The organism is Myxococcales bacterium, from assembly GCA_023898405.1.
Classification (GTDB): Bacteria; Myxococcota; UBA727; order UBA727; family JABDBI01.
In genome coordinates, this window is sequence record CP060221.1 from 916,756 (window position 1) to 936,201 (window position 19,446).

Annotated in this window: 17 protein-coding genes; 7 read left to right on the forward strand and 10 right to left on the reverse strand. The window is 38.4% G+C overall.

Features of this window, described 5'->3' with window-relative positions:
• Window positions 1–315: 315 nt before the first annotated feature.
• Complete coding sequence (locus H6731_04110; GenBank protein ID USN51602.1) at window positions 316–1,740, forward strand: hypothetical protein; 1,425 nt, start codon at window positions 316–318, stop codon at window positions 1,738–1,740.
• 480 nt (window positions 1,741–2,220) lie between these two features.
• On the opposite strand, the gene H6731_04115 is transcribed toward H6731_04110, so the two are convergent.
• The 7 genes from H6731_04115 to H6731_04145 all read right to left on the reverse strand — a co-directional run bounded on the left by H6731_04115 (window position 2,221) and on the right by H6731_04145 (window position 9,145).
• A complete protein-coding gene (locus tag H6731_04115) occupies window positions 2,221–2,526 on the reverse strand; it encodes a methyltransferase domain-containing protein (protein ID USN51603.1) in 306 nt (101 codons plus the stop codon).
• Window positions 2,527–2,729: 203 nt separating this feature from the next.
• Window positions 2,730–3,584: a hypothetical protein gene (locus tag H6731_04120; protein ID USN51604.1), complete on the reverse strand. Its 855-nt coding sequence runs from the start codon at window positions 3,582–3,584 to the stop codon at window positions 2,730–2,732.
• 315 nt (window positions 3,585–3,899) lie between these two features.
• Complete coding sequence (locus H6731_04125) at window positions 3,900–4,886, reverse strand: dipeptide ABC transporter ATP-binding protein (GenBank protein USN51605.1); 987 nt, start codon at window positions 4,884–4,886, stop codon at window positions 3,900–3,902.
• Entirely contained in the window at window positions 4,879–5,946 is a 1,068-nt protein-coding gene (locus tag H6731_04130) for an ABC transporter ATP-binding protein (protein ID USN51606.1), read from the reverse strand. The genes H6731_04125 and H6731_04130 overlap by 8 nt, the downstream gene beginning before the upstream one ends.
• A 22-nt stretch (window positions 5,947–5,968) precedes the next feature.
• A complete protein-coding gene (locus H6731_04135; protein USN51607.1) occupies window positions 5,969–6,724 on the reverse strand; it encodes a DUF4292 domain-containing protein in 756 nt (251 codons plus the stop codon).
• Window positions 6,725–6,742: 18 nt separating this feature from the next.
• A complete protein-coding gene (locus H6731_04140) occupies window positions 6,743–7,819 on the reverse strand; it encodes a rod shape-determining protein (GenBank protein USN51935.1) in 1,077 nt (358 codons plus the stop codon).
• Window positions 7,820–8,044: 225 nt separating this feature from the next.
• Window positions 8,045–9,145 (reverse strand): quinone-dependent dihydroorotate dehydrogenase, encoded by a 1,101-nt coding sequence (locus H6731_04145; GenBank protein ID USN51608.1) that lies wholly within the window; start codon window positions 9,143–9,145, stop codon window positions 8,045–8,047.
• 55 nt (window positions 9,146–9,200) lie between these two features.
• Between H6731_04145 and H6731_04150 the strand changes: the two genes are divergently transcribed.
• From H6731_04150 to H6731_04160, 3 genes are read left to right on the forward strand one after another with little or no spacing between them, the layout of a single operon-like run.
• Window positions 9,201–9,596: a dihydroneopterin aldolase gene (locus H6731_04150; GenBank protein USN51609.1), complete on the forward strand. Its 396-nt coding sequence runs from the start codon at window positions 9,201–9,203 to the stop codon at window positions 9,594–9,596.
• A gap of 54 nt (window positions 9,597–9,650) precedes the next feature.
• A complete protein-coding gene (locus H6731_04155) occupies window positions 9,651–11,387 on the forward strand; it encodes a hypothetical protein (GenBank protein ID USN51610.1) in 1,737 nt (578 codons plus the stop codon).
• Complete coding sequence (locus tag H6731_04160) at window positions 11,384–12,472, forward strand: outer membrane lipoprotein carrier protein LolA (GenBank protein USN51611.1); 1,089 nt, start codon at window positions 11,384–11,386, stop codon at window positions 12,470–12,472. The genes H6731_04155 and H6731_04160 overlap by 4 nt, the downstream gene beginning before the upstream one ends.
• Here H6731_04160 and H6731_04165 read toward each other — a convergent pair.
• Both H6731_04165 and H6731_04170 read right to left on the reverse strand, forming a co-directional pair.
• Window positions 12,369–12,683, reverse strand: coding sequence for a VOC family protein (locus tag H6731_04165; GenBank protein USN51612.1), 315 nt, complete (start codon window positions 12,681–12,683; stop codon window positions 12,369–12,371). The genes H6731_04160 and H6731_04165 overlap by 104 nt on opposite strands.
• 59 nt (window positions 12,684–12,742) lie before the next feature.
• Window positions 12,743–14,227, reverse strand: a complete 1,485-nt coding sequence (locus H6731_04170; protein USN51613.1) for a hypothetical protein — start codon at window positions 14,225–14,227, stop codon at window positions 12,743–12,745.
• Window positions 14,228–14,458: 231 nt separating this feature from the next.
• Here H6731_04170 and H6731_04175 point away from each other — a divergent pair, with 231 nt between their 5' ends.
• Window positions 14,459–14,974, forward strand: coding sequence for a GNAT family N-acetyltransferase (locus H6731_04175; GenBank protein ID USN51614.1), 516 nt, complete (start codon window positions 14,459–14,461; stop codon window positions 14,972–14,974).
• A gap of 108 nt (window positions 14,975–15,082) precedes the next feature.
• On the opposite strand, the gene pyk is transcribed toward H6731_04175, so the two are convergent.
• A complete protein-coding gene (gene pyk, locus H6731_04180; GenBank protein USN51615.1) occupies window positions 15,083–16,246 on the reverse strand; it encodes a pyruvate kinase in 1,164 nt (387 codons plus the stop codon).
• A gap of 231 nt (window positions 16,247–16,477) precedes the next feature.
• Between pyk and H6731_04185 the strand changes: the two genes are divergently transcribed.
• Both H6731_04185 and H6731_04190 read left to right on the forward strand, forming a co-directional pair.
• Window positions 16,478–17,347: a hypothetical protein gene (locus H6731_04185; protein USN51616.1), complete on the forward strand. Its 870-nt coding sequence runs from the start codon at window positions 16,478–16,480 to the stop codon at window positions 17,345–17,347.
• Window positions 17,348–17,583: 236 nt separating this feature from the next.
• A complete protein-coding gene (locus H6731_04190) occupies window positions 17,584–19,410 on the forward strand; it encodes a hypothetical protein (protein USN51617.1) in 1,827 nt (608 codons plus the stop codon).
• Window positions 19,411–19,446: the final 36 nt, after the last annotated feature.

Here is a 19,446-nt window from a genome sequence, read left to right on the forward strand (position 1 = left end):
TTTTTCTGTGCTGGATAAAAATGTGATTTAAGCCATTGCATATTTTTGGGGAAAACTTTTTTTAGTTGACGCTGGCTCCATGAAAAGAGCGCGATTAATAATTAAACAAAAATTTTACTAAAATTTATTCTATTCGCGTTTTCTATTGCATCGATTTTATTTTTTATTTTTCTTCATGCTTTGAAAAATTGGCTATCCTTTTCTTAGAGCTGCTTTTCTCGGCTAAGAGACTGATCTTTCGAAAACTTATCGTTGTTGTCATTTCCTGCAAAGCATTTAACTTCCACTCACAACTTTAACAGCAAGGATAACACATTGATTTTACGTCAGAAATTATTCTATTTGTTGCTTAACTTTTTGTGTTGCTTCACACTCTTGGCTAATTTTGATTATTCTAATCTTGGTAAAATAATTCCTCTCACTAAAGATGATGAGAACACTCAAGTATTACAAGAAATGGTAGGTTCTCCTGAAACAAAAACCTCCTATAACCGAGATGCCGTTCTTCATTTTTTGCAACACATTAAGCTCTATCCAAATATTGACCTTGTAGGATTCAAGCTCAGAGCAGAAGACTCTTCTCTCGGTTTCGAAAATAAAATTGTAGCATTTGCTGCTCTTGAAAGAGATTCACACAAAAAATTGCATATCGCTTTATTTTTTACTGCTCCCGGCGAGCGAAATAAGGCATGGGTAAGCGTTTTAAGTCGCTATGTAGCAGAACAAAACCACGATGAACAAATAAATTTTGTGCCAAACAGCAACCTTGGAACCGATTGGGTAGAAAAATTCTGGCAGCACATGAATAGCAGAGCCCAAAGCGATCCTAAAGAGTTTTTTGATAAGACAGGTCAAATTCGAGAGGACAAAGAAATTTTGTATCACCAGACTCGCCTGGTTCAAGGATTGAGCTTTAGCTATGAAAATATAGCTCACCAAAACAATGCCAACGATGCTGGCTCAATAGCAAGTTTTAACGATTCTCATGAGCGACGAGAAGAAATTTATGCATCAACACGCAGCCCATTTGATAATCCGCACAGAAAACCAATCGTGATTATCATGACAGGTCCTCCTGCTGTTGGAAAAAATACAGTTTTTACTCAGCTGTCTTCGAATTTTGCATGGCTCTCATCATTTGAAATTCTTGACATCGATAAGTGGGCGGAGAAAAAAATTGCTGACTATATTGCCCGGTTTGGCAGTCTTCCTCAATCGGCAGAGGAAAAAGAGGCTATCTTAAAGACAATCTATGATCAGGCATGGGAAAAATTTGTTATTGAAAGAGATCGCCTAATAAAAGAGAAAAAGGATTTTGTTTTGTTTGTAACAGGTCGACAAAAAGATCTGGTCGCAAACTATAGTGATCTTTGTAGAAATTACCGAATCGTTACATTTAATATCTCTGTTTCAAATCAAGAAATACTGAGGGAACGCGCAAAAAAAAGAGAATATATTACGGGCCGTCCTATCATGGAAAAATTTGCACGCGAGTGTGAAGAACAAATACCTAAAGCCCAATTTGCCCATAATTTTATTGAGGACGCTCCTGCCGTAAATATTATCAACGATAAAAAGCCTTTACTGATTTCCAACATAACATCCCATCTTTGCACGGACCAAAAATGGCGGGAAATCGTTGGGGAACCAACATACTGGTTAAATATATTTCTCACCCAAAAAACTAGAGGACGGCTCGATTCAGATTTGCACAGCATCGTCTTTGGTATGGACCATTAACTTTATTTTTTTCTGATGTTAACAATGGCTCACTAGTGGCAGTCTGTTCTTCCTTACTAAAAGTGATTCATGAACTGCCACCTTAAGAGACTGTTTTAAAAATAATTTTGTCCACGATCATGTGTCATTACCTCTATCCTCTGTCATCCCCGCGCAGGCGGGGATCCAAAGAGGGTCATGATTACTTTCTCAATTCAATGAATGAGTTTTTTAACTATGTTTAAAAAGATTTAGTAATGACTTTTCTCGATAAATTTACAGCAAGCGAAGAAGCTCTTCACATGGAATGATTTATACTTTCATTTTAACTAGACAGTTGGCTATTTTTGCTGGATCCCCGCCTGCGCGGGGATGACAAGAGAATGGCGAGGATGACAAGAGAATGGTGCCGATGACAAGTGGCAGCGCTCAAAATGAATTGCAAATATTTTTCTAACACGGCTTAACAACGCCATCTTGATTTTCAAAACAATCATTCAGCTAAAACATAAAACTTATTCGCTCTGTTTGATAATTTTCCCGTGCACACTCAATCATGCTTTTGGAAATATCAATGCCAATAATATTTCCTTGAGGAATCATGTAAGCAATCTTATTGCTAATGGCCCCATCACCACAGCCGATATCTAAAATTTCCTCATTTCCCTTCAATTGTAGAGCCGACACAACCTGCTCAAACCATTCCTGTTGAGGCCTGGAATTTTTTTGATAGACTGCCCCTTGCCAATGTCCACTTTGTAATGCCACACATAGAAAGATCGACGTGAATAGAAATAAGCTCTTCATAGATGTTATCTGCCTTCCAAGCACACAAGCTTGCCTGAATTTGAGAAAATTCACGTGCACCTTAAATATTTTTTAGTATTTTTATAGCCAGGTTTAAGAGCTTATTCTGCGAGAATTTTTCCCAAGCAAAATCATCAATTGTGCAGGCCAAACAGAAACTTATCCGACCATCTCAAGCTCAAAAAATAAGCAGCTCATTTTATTCACTTATGAAAATTTAGATAGAATTCTTTGCTCACCAAGATATCGGCATAATTCACCATAGGAACAAAAGCGATTAAGGGATAATTCTTAGCGATCGAAGCTACGAGTTTACGAAATTGATCTTCATTTAAATTATAATTCCAGCTTTCATTTGACTTGTTAGCATAAGTAATCGCGTTAATATTTCGGGCTGGTCCTACTAACAGTGAAACGGCAGCGTACTTAAAATCCCAAACGAGAAAGAGCTCTCCCGCATCGCCTGCAACATCGCCCCACGATAGATAGTTTCGGATTTCTTCTGCTTTTTTAGGCTTAATATCTTTCACTGCCTCTGCAATAAATTGTCTCAGCCCCATATTAAGGATGAAATACGAATCGGCGTAATTTAGAATTTCTATAGTATTTTTAAAGTCATCATTGTCATTGATGCTCTCTAATAACTCAATAAATTTTTTGACGTGTTGGTTATCTTCAATAGCAAAATCCTGAGCACTTTTTTTAATTCTATTGAGCGATTGAATAAAATATTCATGGCCTTTTGACGTTATCTCATGGAGCATAAAGATCAGGGCTGATGTAATCCAACAATTACCGTTGTGACGCACCCTCCACAGAACATGACTCTTTAAAAATTGTGGGATAACCTCTTTAAGCCTGTCATCAACTCTTGGATCAACAAAGGCATTTTCATAATCTGAGACGGTATAAACATTTATTTCACGCTTTTTGCGAGAAATAGGATGCTCTAGTTCTGCAGGGGTTTCGGGTTTAATATCAGGAGCCGGATCCTTTAAGTTGTCACAGTTCGTAAAAACCAGCACAGAAACTATAAATAAAATTATTAAGTTCATCATAAATCAGCTATCACAGAAAATTGTTATACGCAAAAAAGCATTCATCACACTACTTAAATAATACCTAATATTGCAAAAAATATCAATCAAAACACTCCACCACATTAGCTCTAAAGCATCTTGTTTGGGCCTACTCAGCTTCAGGATTATCCAACTGCACCTCTAATCTTTGCTCTATTGGATCACAGATTTGTATCAAATTTTTTTCTGCAAAAATATTCTAGCCTGCATAACAAATTTTAATCATTTAACGTCAACTTAATTACTGCCAGTTAATTTTATATAAAAACTTGGCAAATAGAATCTCAGATTTTTTCACTCATACAAAAAACACGCAACTTCCTGCCGTTGCCCAATGGTGATAAGCTTTGGGGCTTCTATCTTGCATTTGGGCATTACATGGGGACAACGAGTGTGAAATTTGCAGCCACTCGGTGGATTGAGCGGACTTGGAATTTCACCATTCAATAAAATACGTTTAGATTTTCTTTCTGGATCAGGCACGGGGACTGCACTCAACAAAGCTTGTGTATAGGGATGTTTGGGCTCATCATAGACAATTTTTGCGTCCCCTATTTCTACAATATTTCCCAAATACATGACAGCTATGCGTGAAGCGATATGGCGAACAACATGCAAATCATGAGCAATAAAAAGATAGGTCAAACCCAAATTATATTGCAGATCTTGCAATAAATTGATGATTTGCGCTTGAATAGAAACATCCAAAGCGGAAATAGGCTCATCACAGACAACAAATTTTGGATCCACCGCTAAAGCACGAGCAATACCAATTCTTTGGCGCTGCCCTCCAGAAAATTCATGAGGATAACGCCCCATCGATTCTTTACGTAATCCCACCAAAGATAAAAGCTCCATGACACGCTCTTTCTTATCTTCTTTAGTCTTAGCGAGATTATGAATTTGAAGCGCTTCTTGAATAATATTGCCCACCGTCATGCGTGGGTTGAGCGAAGCAAAAGGATCCTGAAATATGATCTGCATTTTACGACGAAGAGCCCTCAGGCGTTCTTTATCAGCGGCTATCACATCTTCATCTTCGAAGTGAACACTGCCAGAAGTTGGCTCAAGCAGACGCAAAATACTTCGACCAAGCGTTGATTTGCCACAACCCGATTCGCCCACAAGCCCCAAGGTCTCAGAAGTATCTATATGAAAGCTAACACCATCCACCGCTTTTACTACGCTCTTTGTGCGCTTTAGTATTCCTCGGTGCTGCTCAAAATATTGTTTGAGATTATTTACGCGCAAAAGAGGTTTTTGCGGCACACTTTTATCCATGGGTCACCTCTTTCGCTGAACTTTTTTTATTCTGACTGAGCAACGGTTTTGTTTGCAGATCATGTTCGGGAAATAAACAGCGGTAACTGCGACCTCTTTGTGTTTTTACCAATGCTATGTCTTGTTTCATGCACTCATCCTTACGCTTGTAGCATCGGTCATAAAATCGACAACCTTTTTTAAGCTCTAGCAGGTTAGGAACCATTCCCGGGATTGTCTTAAGACGAGGCTTACCATCAGGTCCCACGCTTTCTTCCCCTCGAGAATATCCTGGAACAGAACTCAATAAGCCGACTGTGTAGGGATGCATTGGGGATTTAAAAATATCCCCAACTTCAGCTTCTTCTACAATTTGTCCAGCATACATAACCGCTACACGATCGCATGTTTCAGCAACAACTCCCAAGTCATGGGTAATTAAAAGAATACCCATTTTAAATTCTTCTTGCAGCTTCTTCATAAGCTCCATGATTTGAGCTTGAATTGTTACATCGAGCGCGGTCGTCGGTTCATCGGCGATCAGCAGCTCGGGCTTGCAGGAAAGAGCCATGGCGATCATCACCCGCTGACGCATTCCTCCTGACATTTGGTGAGGATAATTAAAAACTCTCTCTTTAGGACTTGGTATGCCTACCAGTTGAAGCATTTCAATGCTCTTTTTTAACGCAGCTTTTTTATCGAGACCTTGATGCAAGCTAATGGCCTCCATGATTTGTTCCCCCACTGTAAAAACTGGATTGAGAGAAGTCATAGGTTCTTGAAAAATCATGGAAATACGATTGCCACGTATCTTTCTTAAAGCTCGCTCAGAAAGCCCAAGCAAATTGTTTTCTTCAAACTCTATTTCTCCTTTGCTTATCTTTCCAACCGGTTGAGCAATCAATCGCATAATGGAAAGAGCAGTAACGCTCTTACCCGAGCCTGACTCTCCCACTAGCCCCAGTGTTTTGCCACGTTCAATGACAAGATTTACTCCATCGACAGCTCGAACAACGCCATCTTCGGTATGAAATTCCACCACAAGATCGCTTATTTTTAGAAGTGACTGGTTATTATTCATACGCGCATCTCTCTAAAAGTTTTTAAGGCCCCAAAAGAAAAGTATCCGGCGAAATATCAAAACCATTAATTTCTAGCTGTTCAAAACGCATATTAAATTTAAGCGATCGACCATTCATACTGGCTACAACCATAAGCGAGGTAGGAAAGCTTAGTCCTTGTTCCCTATGCATTTCGCCATAGCGCACGCGATATTTTATTTTATGCTTTTTTTGCTCAAAGGCTATTTCTCTAAAATATCTTTCATCCTCATTAAAAGAGGCATGAACATGCCAATCACCGTCGAGATCTGCCTTTACAAGCCAAATATTTTTATTGGTCAATAACTTGAGATTTTTAGCGCCCCTTAAATCAATTTTATTGAGCAAAAGATTGAGCAAAATTTTAGGTTGAAAAGGAAAATCCATCAATTCTACGACACTGTTTTCACTCAGAGGAATGCGGTGAAAAGGCTGTGCATTGTTGGAGATATCATAGACACTGATGAACTTTCCGTTGCTCGCAATAATTGAGGCAGGACTTTCAAAAAAAGAACGCAGCGACCATAAAAAATAGTGCGGCGCTTGGGCAACAATGTCGGCCCGTTCATGAAAAAAATGTCCTAAAAGACCGTTTCCTCGAATATCAGCTTGAGCTTTTATTTGGTGAACTTTGGCATTTGATTGTTCAATGACAGCAAGATAATTTTCTAGGCTTCTAGCGTTAGTAATTTCTAAAAATTTTGGCCGACAAGAAACAAGCAAAAAAATAAATAACAGCCCTATCCATCTTGTTGGCACAACCAAGCCCCTTAAAATCTATAGTAAAATTCCGCTGTACGCCTCAATATTATCCAACACGGTTCCTACTCCATCCACCACTGCATGAAGAGGATTTTTAGCAATGTATACAGGTATGCCGCATTTTTCCGACAAAAGTTTATCGATGCCTTTGATCTGAGCACCACCGCCACAAACAATAATTCCCCTCTCGATGATATCGGCCGAAAGTTCGGGTGGAGTATGCTCAAGCACAAATTTTACCGTGGATACAAATTGGCGGATATTATCTTGCAGAGCTTCGCGGATTTCAATGCTTGTTACTGTTATAGAACGAGGCACGCCGGTGATAAGATCACGACCCTTTACGTCAATTTGTAATTCTTCTTCCAAAGAGTAAGCGGATCCGATCTTCATTTTTATAAGTTCAGCTGTTCTCTCACCGATCAAAATATTGTGCCGTTTGCGCACAAAATTTACGATCGATTCATCGATTTTATCGCCCGCAATACGTAAAGTCTGAGATGCAACCAGACCACTTAAAGAGATCACCGCAACATCAGTTGTTCCTCCACCGATATCGATAATCATCGATCCACGTGCATCACGCACAGGAAGGCCCGCCCCAACCGCAGCTGCCATTGGCTGTTCTATGAGATGAACTTCGCGCATTCCTGCACCTAAGGCAGCTTCTCGAACCGCTTTTTGTTCGATCGAGGTAATCTCAGCAGGAACAGATATAAGCAAACGCGAACGAAATAGTATATTTCGATTAGTCGCTTTGATGATAAAGCGCTTGATCATCTCTTGGGTAACATCAAAATCAGCGATAACTCCGTCTCTCATTGGCCTAATAGCTACAATATTTCCTGGAGTTTTTCCCAACATTTCTTTGGCATCGCGCCCAACCGCAAGGATTTTGTTTTGACCACCATCTTTGATGATAGCAACCACACTCGGCTCATTAAGAACAACCCCTTCACCTTGCACATGCACTAATGTGTTTGCGGTTCCAAGATCAATCGCAAGACCGACATTAAATCTGCCCGTAAATTTTTTAAACACACGCTGCCCCAAATTTTTTAAATATGAACCAATTTGTTGCCCACGAACCATCGACATTTTACCCAAAAGTAGCTTGCACACTTTTCACATTCTTTTCTAGTTAACTATTATTTGGCCATTTATAAAAACGTAAATATCCATTTTCTAACTCCCCAAACTTGTCACAGGATTAGATTTTATCAAGCACTTAGAGCTTAATTAAAATCTATTTCAGAATAAGAATTGAAATTATCTAAAGCTCAGCGCGCCACTTTAGTTTTTATAATTCCTCACAACTTAACCATGCTCTTCCCTTTCAAAGTAATACTTGGCCAAATATTTTAACAACTGATCCACAAAGAGCGGTCCCCCATAAACAAAGCCAGTATAAACCTGCAATAAATCGGCACCTGCATTGAGTTTAACCATTGCCTTAGCACCATCCATAATGCCACCTGAACCTATGATTACTAATTTGTGTCGATAATCTTTGGCTACACATCGCAACAATTGCGTGCTTCTTTCAAAAAGCGGCTGCCCTGAAAGCCCTCCGGGCCCATAGTCGTTTGCATGTGTCAAACCATCTCGCTTAATGGTGGTATTGGTAATAACTAATCCACTCAAACCGTAATCAAGAGCTATCTCTGCACACGCCATTGCTTCTTCGTTGCTAAGATCCGGCCCTAGCTTCAACATGAGAGGAACTTTTTTAGACAAGCCTTCGTTAAAATTACATACCGTATCCAGCAAACATCCCAAACTTTGAGCAGTTTGATATTTTTGCAAGCCAATACTATTGGGACAAGAAACATTTATGGTCACATAATCTGCAACGTCATGGATGCATTTAAAGGTATTTAAATAATCAGCCGGAATTTCTTCGACTAAAGAATTATTTGATTTCCCTAAATTAACGCCTATGGGTATAAAAATTTTATTTTTTTCTCGCAAAGAAGAAAGCTTCTCTCTAAGCCGAACCGCTCCCTTATTATAAAAATTAAGCCGGTTAATAATGGCCTTATCATGTGGCAGACGAAAAATCCGTGGTTTGGGATTGCCGGGTTGCGCATCTTTGGTGATCCCTCCCACCTCAATAAAACCAAAACCCAAACTTTGTAGCGCTGGCAGAGCCTCTGCGTCCACATCAAAACCTGCAGATAAACCGATAGGATTAGGGAAATTAAGCCCCATGAATTGTTTTTTAAAAACAGGTGCACGAGCCAATGAGTTTTTGTCCAGATCTTTGCTTACAAAAAAAGAAACCACCTTTAAAAGATGAATGGCCATTTCGTGCATATGCTCTGCATCAAATGAAAAAGCCAAACGTCGAGCCAAACGCCACCACACCCCAGACTTTTCTTTATGGTCCGGCATGATATAGTCAATGTCATTGTGCATGAACGCCACCCTATAAAATCTATTTAACATCGAGAACTACAATAACGTTGAGTATATGCAAACTACCATTCCCTTACAGATTTCAAATCATCGCCCCAAAAATTATAGAAATTATTATTTTCGTTACAACTTTAAACACTCGAGCATTATCGGCGTATACTCCCACGAAAGGATTAAGCCACAAAATTTATTTTTTGACATTTTCATACATATAAAATCTCAAAAAAAGCTCATAAAAAAGCAAAGCAAATCTTTAATAATTAAAATCATCAAAGAACTTTGCAAAGAGAATCATTCTCAATTGCTAGAAAATATTTCCCACTTAATAGCAAAAAAAATTATTGATAAAATCAAAGACACACAAGAAATAATAATCACCATAAAAAAACCTCGAGCACTTGATGCCGCACAGTGTTCCTACGTCAAACTAGTTGTAAAAAACACGGATTGAACAAGCATTTACATGCGCGAACGAGCCCCATAAGAGACAAAAAAGGGAGCAGAAATGTCAGAAATCTTAAAAAATAAAGTGATACAAACTTTAGAAGAAATGGCTCTGCGAGCGGAAATCCTTGAGCTCAACCCGTTCAAGATCAGAGCTTTTATCAAGGCTGTGCGTATTATCGCAGAATTTGAAGGTGATATAAAAGTAGCGATGAAGGATGGCTCCCTTGCAAAACTTTCCGGCATTGGAGCTGGTACCTTAGCGATCATCAAGCATGTTTTAAATGATGAGCCCGTACCTGAGCTTGAAAATTTTCGTGCCCTCGTTCCCAGTGGCGTTCTCGATCTTACTCGTATTAGCGGGCTTGGACCAAAGCGGGCACGTATGCTATGGCTCGAGCTTGATATTAAAAACCTGGGCGAGCTTGAATATGCCATCAAGGAAAATCGCTTACAAAACATCAAAGGTATGGGCCCAAAGATGCAGCAATCTATCGCCCAAGCTTTGGTCGAAGCCCGAAAAAAACTTGGTCATTTTCGTCTTGATCAACTGCTCTATGCTGCGCAACTTTTAAAAGAAATTGCTTTAGGAATTGATCCACATTCCAAGATAGAAACAGTGGGCGAGTGCTCAAGAGCGTGTGAAAGCTCAAAACATTTAGAAATGCTATGGCTCACCAAGCTCGATCGTGAATCCGTAAAAAAAATGTTTAAAGCTCAAAACATTTATCTTAACTTTATTGAAGATCGCTGTGAGTTCGTTTTTCTTGACATTGCGTGCCATATCTATCTTTCACAAAATTCTGCTTCTTTTGGAGCTGAAACAATTTGGTTGAGCGGTGATGAAAATTTCAGGAAAAAAATCGCTCACTATGCAGACAGCGTAAATTTTTCATTTACCCAAGCGGGGCTCTATCAAGAAAAAAAACTCATCGCCACACCCTTAGAAAATGATGTCTTTGATGTGCTGGGCATTTATCCAATTACACGAGAACGACGAGACGGTACTGCTGTCTTTACCAAAAAAGGCAAAAGTCTACCAAAACTTATAGAATTGAAAGATCTCTTAGGAGCATTTCACAATCACACCACCGCTTCAGATGGAATCAACACGCTCGAAGAAATGCGCGCGCAGGCTATTGAACTTGGACTTTCTTATTTGAGCATCAACGATCACAGTCAATCTGCCGCCTATGCTCATGGCTTAGAGCCTCAGCGTTTAAAAGAACAGTTAAAAAAAATAGAAGTGCTCAATCAAGATGAGCAAGGAAAAAAGTGTTGGCTCTTAAGTGGCACTGAATGTGATATCTTAGCTGACGGCTCACTTGATTTCCCTGACTCTTTGCTCAATCAACTTGATGTAGTCATCGCTTCTATCCACAATCGCCTTAGACAAGATCGAGAAACCATAACCGCCCGCATGCTTAACGCCATCAAAAATCCTCTCACCACCATGATTGGTCATCCGACAGGACGCCTGATTCTCGATCGTCCTCCGAGCAATTTTGATATGAAACTTATGCTTTCAACAGCCAAGGAATACGGAACCATTCTTGAGCTTAATGCCAATCCTCATCGTCTGGATCTCAAATATGAACATCTGATGCTGGCCAAAGAAATGGGGTTGATGACTGCAATCAACCCTGATGCTCATTCAATAAATGGCATTAAAGATATTGAATACGGTGTATTGATCGCTCGAAAAGCTGGTTTAGAGCCCAAAGATGTCTTGAACTGTTACTCTATAAATGACATTAAGACATGGCTTAAGAACAAGAAGGAAAATAATTTATCATGAAATTTATTTATCTATTTTTTATACTTTTTTCTTCTTACCAATGTCTTAGCGCTCAAGCTAACAACGAGGCGAAGCATAATTCTTCAGAAAAAACTCAATCAGTATCGAACTCAGTAAAACCAGCTCCTCAAACAAGAAACACAGTTCCCGCTAAGATTCAAACGCCAGTCAACAAAGTTGAAAAAGTTATACCTCAAAAAAAGCCCACTGCCACTCAAGCCTCAGCTTTAAAACCCACACCAAACTCCAGGCCCACTACAGCTCAGCTGATGCAGCTGGCTGATATAATTCAAAAGCAATATAATAAAACCAAATCAGCACGTTTTGATTTTGAACAAAATTACAAAAGCCCCTATCTGCCAATCACAGAAACTTCTAAGGGGCAGGTTTTTTTTAAAGCCCGCAATATGCTGTGGCGTTACAACGAACCGGCAAGCCGAAAAAAAGAATTTTATATTGAAGGCAAAAAATTCACCTATCATCTTGTGAACGACAAACAAGCCTTTACTCATGACTGCTTTGAACAAGACACCCTTTCAGCTTCAATCTCATTTCTTTGGGGACAGGGAAATTTAAAAAATTCATTTGAGATCAAAGAATTTCAAGGAGCTGTAAATGACCAAAAACTCAAATGGCTTACTCTTATTCCTAAGGAAAAAAATGCTCCCATCAAATCGGTTTCGCTGGGAGTAGACCAAAAAACTGGCACGGTTGTTGAATCGATCGTGACTGATTTAAGCAATGGCACCAATAGTTTTCGCTTTAGCAATTTTCAAATCAACCTAAACATAGCAGACAAAACCTTTCACTTTGTGGCAGCCCCAGGTGTAAAAGTACAAGCTATGCCCAATGTTGAATGCGCCCCACCCCCAAAGCAAGCTCCGCAAGCTGCGAGCACAACTCGAGCGCCGCAAAAAACTCAAGCCAAAGCTCAGCCTGCCACAACGCCAAAAAAAGCAAACGAAAGTTCAACTGCGTCCGCTAAAAAAATCTCTCCCCCACTAAACAAAGTACCTGCTGAAAAAATTGTGCCACATACAACAAAAAACCCACCCTCTGCTCCAGCGCTGCAAAAGCATCTTTAGTCACGCTCAAAGCATAGTGGGTATAATCTTCAGCCGGTCGTACAATTTTTTGATTATTTAAACTCAGACAAAACCAATCCTTACCGGCCAACAAATATGCGCCATGAGGCCATTTGCATAATGGCTTAAAGCCCAAAATTTCACAATAAAATTTAAATGATCTTGCTAAATTAGCTACAGAAAGCGTGATGTGGTTAATACCGCTTATCATGTGGCTTTCCTGTAAAGATCCTTAGTAAAACTGCTCGCTGAGGAACTCTACGTTCAGCATTAATGAGACGGCAATATTTTATACTCATATTGGCTTAAATCCAGTTGTTGCAAATCATGCCTACAAAGTTTCATAAAATCATCGAGGTGAATTGACATCAAAAAACTTTCGTAATCTCCATAACCTGCAGAAATTAAAAGTTTATTTTCATCATCAAGAGATTTGCTAACCCCCATGGGAAAAATCAAACTAAAAATGTAGTCTTTCGCACCAGGATCACTTGGAAGCGGTAGAAAAGCGTCACTCACAGTCATAGCCTTAGGTTTGCCAAACTCGTCTGTATCGATCACATAAAAATACATTAAGTACAGCTGCGTTTTTCGCTTTGAAACACCACTGTATTGATAGAAAGCATCACATCTTACATAGTTAAAGTCTTTGAATACATCATCGAGGTGCGCTCTAAATCGATCAATATTAGAATTTTCCTCATAGGTAAATTCTTCCCTATTATTTTGAATTTTAATGTGCCCAACTCCAAGGAGTTTATTGCCAAGCGATACATGAGGCGTACCAAAGGAAAAAAGAGGCATTTTACCATGATTTTTTCCCATATTGGGACTCGATTCCAAGGTGCTTCCTTCACCAGAAATAATAAATTTCTTATCTTTAAAGGCTAAGTAATGCTCACTCGTATCCTGATTTATTTCATTGAACAGGCAAAACTTTATACCTTTTTCTTGGTCAAACCAATTGAGGTAAAATACTGATCTATCATCTTTGTTCACCCTAATGGGAGATAAGTTAGGTACCAAAAGACCAGTCTGAAAATTTTCGTAGAAGTTCTCATGCTTAAGCGGATCACTAAATTCGATGTTTTTAAGAGGATTGTAGTCATTATTAATAACTTTTACTTTATAAAGACTTTTGCCAAAGTTCATGGGGAAAAATGAAACATAAATTTCATTATCCTGCCTGAACACTCTAAGATCAGGTATTTGAACTGGCTCTATTCTGTGTTTGCTGATTTCTTCTTCATGGTTGCTTATATTTTCCGCGTACATTGGAAATAAAAGTTCAAAGGATTTAAAATCTTTGTCTGCTAAAAAATACATTGTTGCCATATCAAAACGTTCTGACATCCAATTTTGCCACCAGAAATTTTTCCCCTTTTCAAATTGTGATTCGCCATCGTTACCCGGTACGATCTCTTTATCTTCCCTATCGATACTATTTTCAAATTTTCTGTGTATCCAACCAAACCTTACAGCTAGAAGGTAATTATCAACATCATATTCACAAATAGAGAAATTAAAGGGACGAGCGAGCTTGTAATGAAGCATCGCTCCAAGATCTGTAATCTTTTTTAATGCCGTCTCATGCTTATCAGGAAATTGATTCAACTTGATTGAACCATCAATGACTGTTTCAATAAGTCTTTGGCTCAGGTTGTCCATAGAAAAACTTTCTATATCCAAATAATCTATTGCCAACAAACAATGTGAAAAAATCAAACAAAAAAAGAAATAAATTTTATTTTTCATACATACCTTCCAACCAATACATTCACATTAAAACATGCAAAAAATACAGCAATAGAGGAACTAAAAAACACCTACTTTAATCCTTGTTTTGATTACTCCCCCCTGTAGCTCTTAGCCGACAGAAAACGATTTTATATCTCTTGTAATGATCGCGATTGAAATTATATTTTCCTGTGGAAACAACTACTTGTAATGAAACACCAAAAAAAATAGCTCTTAGGTGACAGAACAATGAACATAGAATTTATACCCATGAACCAATCTCACCTTGAGCTTTGGCAAAAGTGGCAACAAGTCCCTCACGTAAGAGATAGCTGGTTCATCGGTGGCTATGAGCCTGCTGAATACATGGAAAAAAAACTTGATGGCAACGGTTATGACTATCCATTTATTATTATGGTGGATAAAAAAGCTTTTGGTTTTTTGCAATGCTGCGATCTTTATGCTTATAGGACTACATGCCCCAAACCCAAGGGTGTTTTTTGCCACGAAGATGAAGGCACCTATTGCTTGGATCTATTTATTGCAGATGAAAATAATTTAGGAAAAGGAATCGGGACAAAAATTGTCGATTCATTCGTGAAAAAATTGTTATCCGAATTTAATGCAAAAAAAATTCTTATTGATCCAAGCGCAAAAAATAAGCGTGCAATTCGCTGCTACGAAAAAGCTGGATTCAAAAAAATTCGCAAAGCTCATGACGGTACATGCGAAGTGATAGTTATGCAGTGGTTTGATCAAGATTAATGTAAGCTAGATTTTTTTGCTAAGCGCCCTAAAGTAAAGCGCGCTTTGGTCTCACTTTCTTCAACAAAGTGGGCCTCAGCGCGCTTTTAAGCAGAGCTTAAATATCCCTTACAAGGCCGATTGAGCCTCACAAGCGATTTCTTTCATAACAGCAACCGCACGATCAGGATGAGCTCCCACCGCACTTTCACCACTCAACATCACCGCTCTACTTCCTTGCCACACAGCATGAGCAATATTATCTGCTTCTGCTCTCGTGGGTCTTGTAGAAGTTGTCATAGACTCAAGCATCTGTGTTGCAGTGATGACCTCTTTACCAAGCTTTTTGGCTATTGCCATCAAAGAACGTTGGACAGTTGGAACTTTAGCAAAACCAATTTCCACAGCCAAATCGCCTCTAGCTACCATAACCCCATCGCTCTCCGCAATAATATCAGAAAGGTTTGCTACAGCTTCTGGAGTTTCTATTTTTGCTACAACCGGAGTATGTGCTCCAAGTTCCTTAATGATGTCTTTAGTTTTTTTAACGTCGTCCCTTGTACGAACAAAACTAAGTCCAATAGCGTCGACTTGTTGTTCCACAGCAAATTTCAGATCCTCTAGATCTTTTTCAGTCAAACTTGGAGCAGAAATTTTTGATCCTGGCAAATTAATACCTTTACTAGATTTTAATAGCCCACCGACTATTACTTTAATTTTGAGGAACTCATCGCCGTCAATGGAAACTTTTTCTAAAGCCTTAGCGTGAAGAAAACCATCGTCAAAGAAGATATCTCCCCCAACAGCAGCATCTTTTACCAAATCTTTATAAATTGTAGGAATAAAACGCAGAGAACTTGTAGAGTTTTTGGCTACAGCCTGGCTTTCGCCGATCAACCATTCTTCTCCTGATTTTAGCTCTAGTGGATTTTTTAGCTTATCTACACGGATTTTTGGCCCTTGCAGATCCATCAAGATTTTTATTTGTCGTCCAGCTTTTTGGGCTGCAATACGAAGGTTTTTAATTAAAATCGTTTGGAATTCATGATCACCATGGCTTGCATTAATGCGCGCCATATTCAAACCTGCATCAATCATCTTGGATAGTGATTCCATAGATGTTGAAGCTGGACCTAAGGTGGCCACAACTTGCGGTGATTTATCTTGTTTATCAAAAATATTTACTTTGATGTTATCTGATTTATTATTTTCGCTTGATTTGAAAATATGGCAACCAACAACACTATTTAACAAGGCAAACAGGATTATTATATTATAGATTTTTTTACTCATATTTTTCACCATTAATCTAAATTAATAAAGCGAATATACCACCATAAAAACTTAACACAATACCAACCCAACACACCGATTTACAACATGTTTTTCAATTCACATGAGTTTTTTATCGCAATAAAACAATTTTTCAGAACAGAGTAAAAAAATTATTGGAAGCGATTACAACAACTTTTTTTTAATTTTTCCGGCTGATATTATGAGTAGGCATCCTTTCATGGAAAAAAAATGAATAGCATCGGCATACTTTTCTTTACTTTCGTAAGCATATCGACATTGGATATTTTTGCTGGCCAACTGCAAAGATATAACCGAGAAACAAGCTATTTCAAATCTGCTGGTTTATACCCTCTGCTTTTGCTTGCTCTTGAGAAACGAAACTATATTATCGATAAAATAACTTCGATTAAACGTTTTTTCATCGCGCTCTTTAGTTTTGTAATTTTATTATCTGCTTCAGCAATCTTACTAAAGAAAGGCTTTTCCCATCAAAAAAACCTGGCTGTCATAATGCTTGGCTTAGCTCCTGTTATGGCCATGCCTTTTTATCATTTTTTATTCGGTATTTTAGGAACTAACCCAATAAAACTAAATGCCACCGTAAAAAATTTTCGTCTCAGAGGCATATTAGCCGTCACAATAAGTGCAAATATAATTTTTCTTTACCTTTCCTACGAGAAAACTATTACCAATCACATCGTTCATCTATTCTTTAGCTTGAGCGCTCTATGCTATGTATTTTTCTTACTTAGCAAAACTCGCGCAAAAAAAACTTACAATAATAATTTTGATGAAGAACAAGGCAGTGGGCCAGTGGGATTCATACATTACTTAACTAACCTCATGGAATTTTTTTATTATTCGGTTTTAATATTTTTTGTATTTTTACAAAGCTTGGCTTCAACAGTTCTAAGTGAGCAGCCATTAATATTTGCTGTGCCAATATCGTTAGGAATTTTATATCTTTTCACTATTGTTGTTGTAAAATTTCTTTTTGTTGAGCGCACTCCTCCATCGCTCAATTTCTATGAAGCAATAATTTTGCCTCTATCTTTTTCGTATTTCAGCATTGTTTTCATTTATCAGAGTGTGTTTTAAAATTTACTTATGCCCGCCACATATGCTCTCGATACTCGTCTTGTATGAATCACATTGATAACAACATAGTTTTACCAGCTATGATCCTCATAAAACAGTTTTTAGCTTGTTGTCTATCTCATTGATTTTCAATGATAGTTGAGCCCAAAAATTTGAAACTCTGCAAAATACAAAAGTTATTGCAATATTTTTACCATTAATTACAATAAATCGAGTCAAAAAATAAAAGGCTTATTATGAAATCAAAAACTATATTATTTTTCATTTTATTCATAAGTTGTGCATGCTCAAATCTACATGAACCTAAAAAAGGTCTTACACAGCAAAAAGCTTTTAAAAATATTGATATTAGCCCGGTAAGAGTTGGCTCATATTCAACCGAATATAAAAGGGATAATAATAAGATTATTTTTCACTTTAGAAATGGCAGCCGAGTGGTTAACCGCCAGGAATTTATTGATTTATTGGCTGACAAAACTCATGGGGATTTTCGCTCCCTTATCAACAAAAGTATTGCTCATTTACCAAGCGACGCTTTAGGCTATCAATTAAAAGCTCCGCTTATAGACAAAAACACCAAACATGAAGCTTTTTATTTGGTGGCTACTGTCGCTCCTGATTTAGCATATGAGGCAAGCAACAAATCTTTTTATCCCTACTTAAAACATTGTAAACCTAAAATGAGTGATGACGTCGATAATACTCCTTATGAAGGTCACTTTATAAGCATGGTGGGTACAAACTTAGAGCACGTTAGGCTTTACGAACATAAGCAGCTCGATAATGGAACGGTCGCTTTTAAAGGGATAGATGCAGCACATCCTAGCAGCAAAAAAATAATGATTGCACCATGTCCATTGAGCAGTGATCCTAAGGCTCACATTAATAACGCTCTGGGCCATATCTACGCCTATGCTCAAAAAATTGGTGAGAAAGGACAAGAGCAAAGGCTGCAAAGTTTTTGGTATACCGTAGGTTTAATGGCAAAAAAAATGTTTAATGGCGGCACTCTAAAGGATGCTGACGGCCAAGAGGTTAGCAACTTTAAAGGTTTGTTTTTAAATACTCACGGACTGAGCGTCGGTTATTTACACTTTAGAGTGGAGCTTGAGCCAAGCTACTACGATGGCGTAGAATTTTTAACGTCACAAAAAACCGCCGCCGACTATTATAAAAAAGTTTTTGGTATAGATAGTAAACCGCCAACTGCACCCAAGACCTCAGGCATTAATACATTTTTGCGTTCAAAATTTGTAAACAATACTGATAGAACTTTTCTTGCCCCTGTAACCGTTAATCAGGAGCTCTCTGATATTTATAACGGCAATTATCCTAAGGCGAGCGTGCTGGCAGATTATAACTCCGGTCGCATTGCGGACTTTTGGCTCGCTGCCAATTTGGGTCCTGATTTTGAAGCTCAACTGCCGCAAAAAATACAACAGAAATTGAGTGAAAGAAATTTATTGGGCAAAAACAAAGTCGACATCCATTGGGTAGTGCAACTTCGAGACTTTATTGGCCACAATAGCGATAATGGAACTCCAAATATTACTCTGCTCAAAGCCCATACTTGGGCAGATCCTGATGTTCCCCAACAATTTGTTGGCAATCGTCTTTATGCCGATTTTGATTATGGCGTTTTTGAGTCAGATTTCGATGTTTCCTATCAGGTTAAAGTCGATCAAATGCTCCCCTTTAACGTCCATACTCATGATGGTATGCTCTCGCCTTACACTGCTCTCATAAAACTTCCAGCTAACACCATGCAAAGTGTTTCCTTTTATTCTTTAGTGATTGGTAAACCATACCAAAGCCAAGAAGAAAGAGCGATCGTCACCCTGCACTGGATACTGGGTGGAGATATGAATATGTCAAATAAAAATGGCGACTTTTTTGATTTTGGAAAAATTTTGTTTGCGCCATCGCCGAGAAATCCTGAATATTTTATTTGGCGTCACGTAAATCAAAAGTATGCCTGTGTTAAAGAATTTCTTGATGAGCTCAGAAAAACTTCTTTCGGCGATTCATTATTGATGAGAAAACTTGATTTGTTGCTCAATTAGAGACCAGTTTTCCCCTACTCCTACACCAAATTGTAG

Bases quoted from the DNA above. Each gene is read 5' to 3' on its own strand.
- H6731_04125 (USN51605.1), bottom strand. From the start codon at position 4,886: ATGGATAAAAGTGTGCCGCAAAAACCTCTTTTGCGCGTAAATAATCTC.
- H6731_04155 (USN51610.1), top strand. From the start codon at position 9,651: ATGTCAGAAATCTTAAAAAATAAAGTGATACAAACTTTAGAAGAAATG.
- H6731_04165 (USN51612.1), bottom strand. From the start codon at position 12,683: ATGATAAGCGGTATTAACCACATCACGCTTTCTGTAGCTAATTTAGCA.
- H6731_04160 (USN51611.1), top strand. From the start codon at position 11,384: ATGAAATTTATTTATCTATTTTTTATACTTTTTTCTTCTTACCAATGT.
- H6731_04185 (USN51616.1), top strand. From the start codon at position 16,478: ATGAATAGCATCGGCATACTTTTCTTTACTTTCGTAAGCATATCGACA.
- H6731_04150 (USN51609.1), top strand. From the start codon at position 9,201: ATGCAAACTACCATTCCCTTACAGATTTCAAATCATCGCCCCAAAAAT.
- H6731_04190 (USN51617.1), top strand. From the start codon at position 17,584: ATGAAATCAAAAACTATATTATTTTTCATTTTATTCATAAGTTGTGCA.
- H6731_04170 (USN51613.1), bottom strand. From the start codon at position 14,227: ATGAAAAATAAAATTTATTTCTTTTTTTGTTTGATTTTTTCACATTGT.
- H6731_04145 (USN51608.1), bottom strand. From the start codon at position 9,145: ATGCACAATGACATTGACTATATCATGCCGGACCATAAAGAAAAGTCT.
- pyk (USN51615.1), bottom strand. From the start codon at position 16,246: ATGAGTAAAAAAATCTATAATATAATAATCCTGTTTGCCTTGTTAAAT.
- H6731_04115 (USN51603.1), bottom strand. From the start codon at position 2,526: ATGAAGAGCTTATTTCTATTCACGTCGATCTTTCTATGTGTGGCATTA.
- H6731_04120 (USN51604.1), bottom strand. From the start codon at position 3,584: ATGATGAACTTAATAATTTTATTTATAGTTTCTGTGCTGGTTTTTACG.
- H6731_04175 (USN51614.1), top strand. From the start codon at position 14,459: ATGAACATAGAATTTATACCCATGAACCAATCTCACCTTGAGCTTTGG.
- H6731_04140 (USN51935.1), bottom strand. From the start codon at position 7,819: ATGGTTCGTGGGCAACAAATTGGTTCATATTTAAAAAATTTGGGGCAG.
- H6731_04130 (USN51606.1), bottom strand. From the start codon at position 5,946: ATGAATAATAACCAGTCACTTCTAAAAATAAGCGATCTTGTGGTGGAA.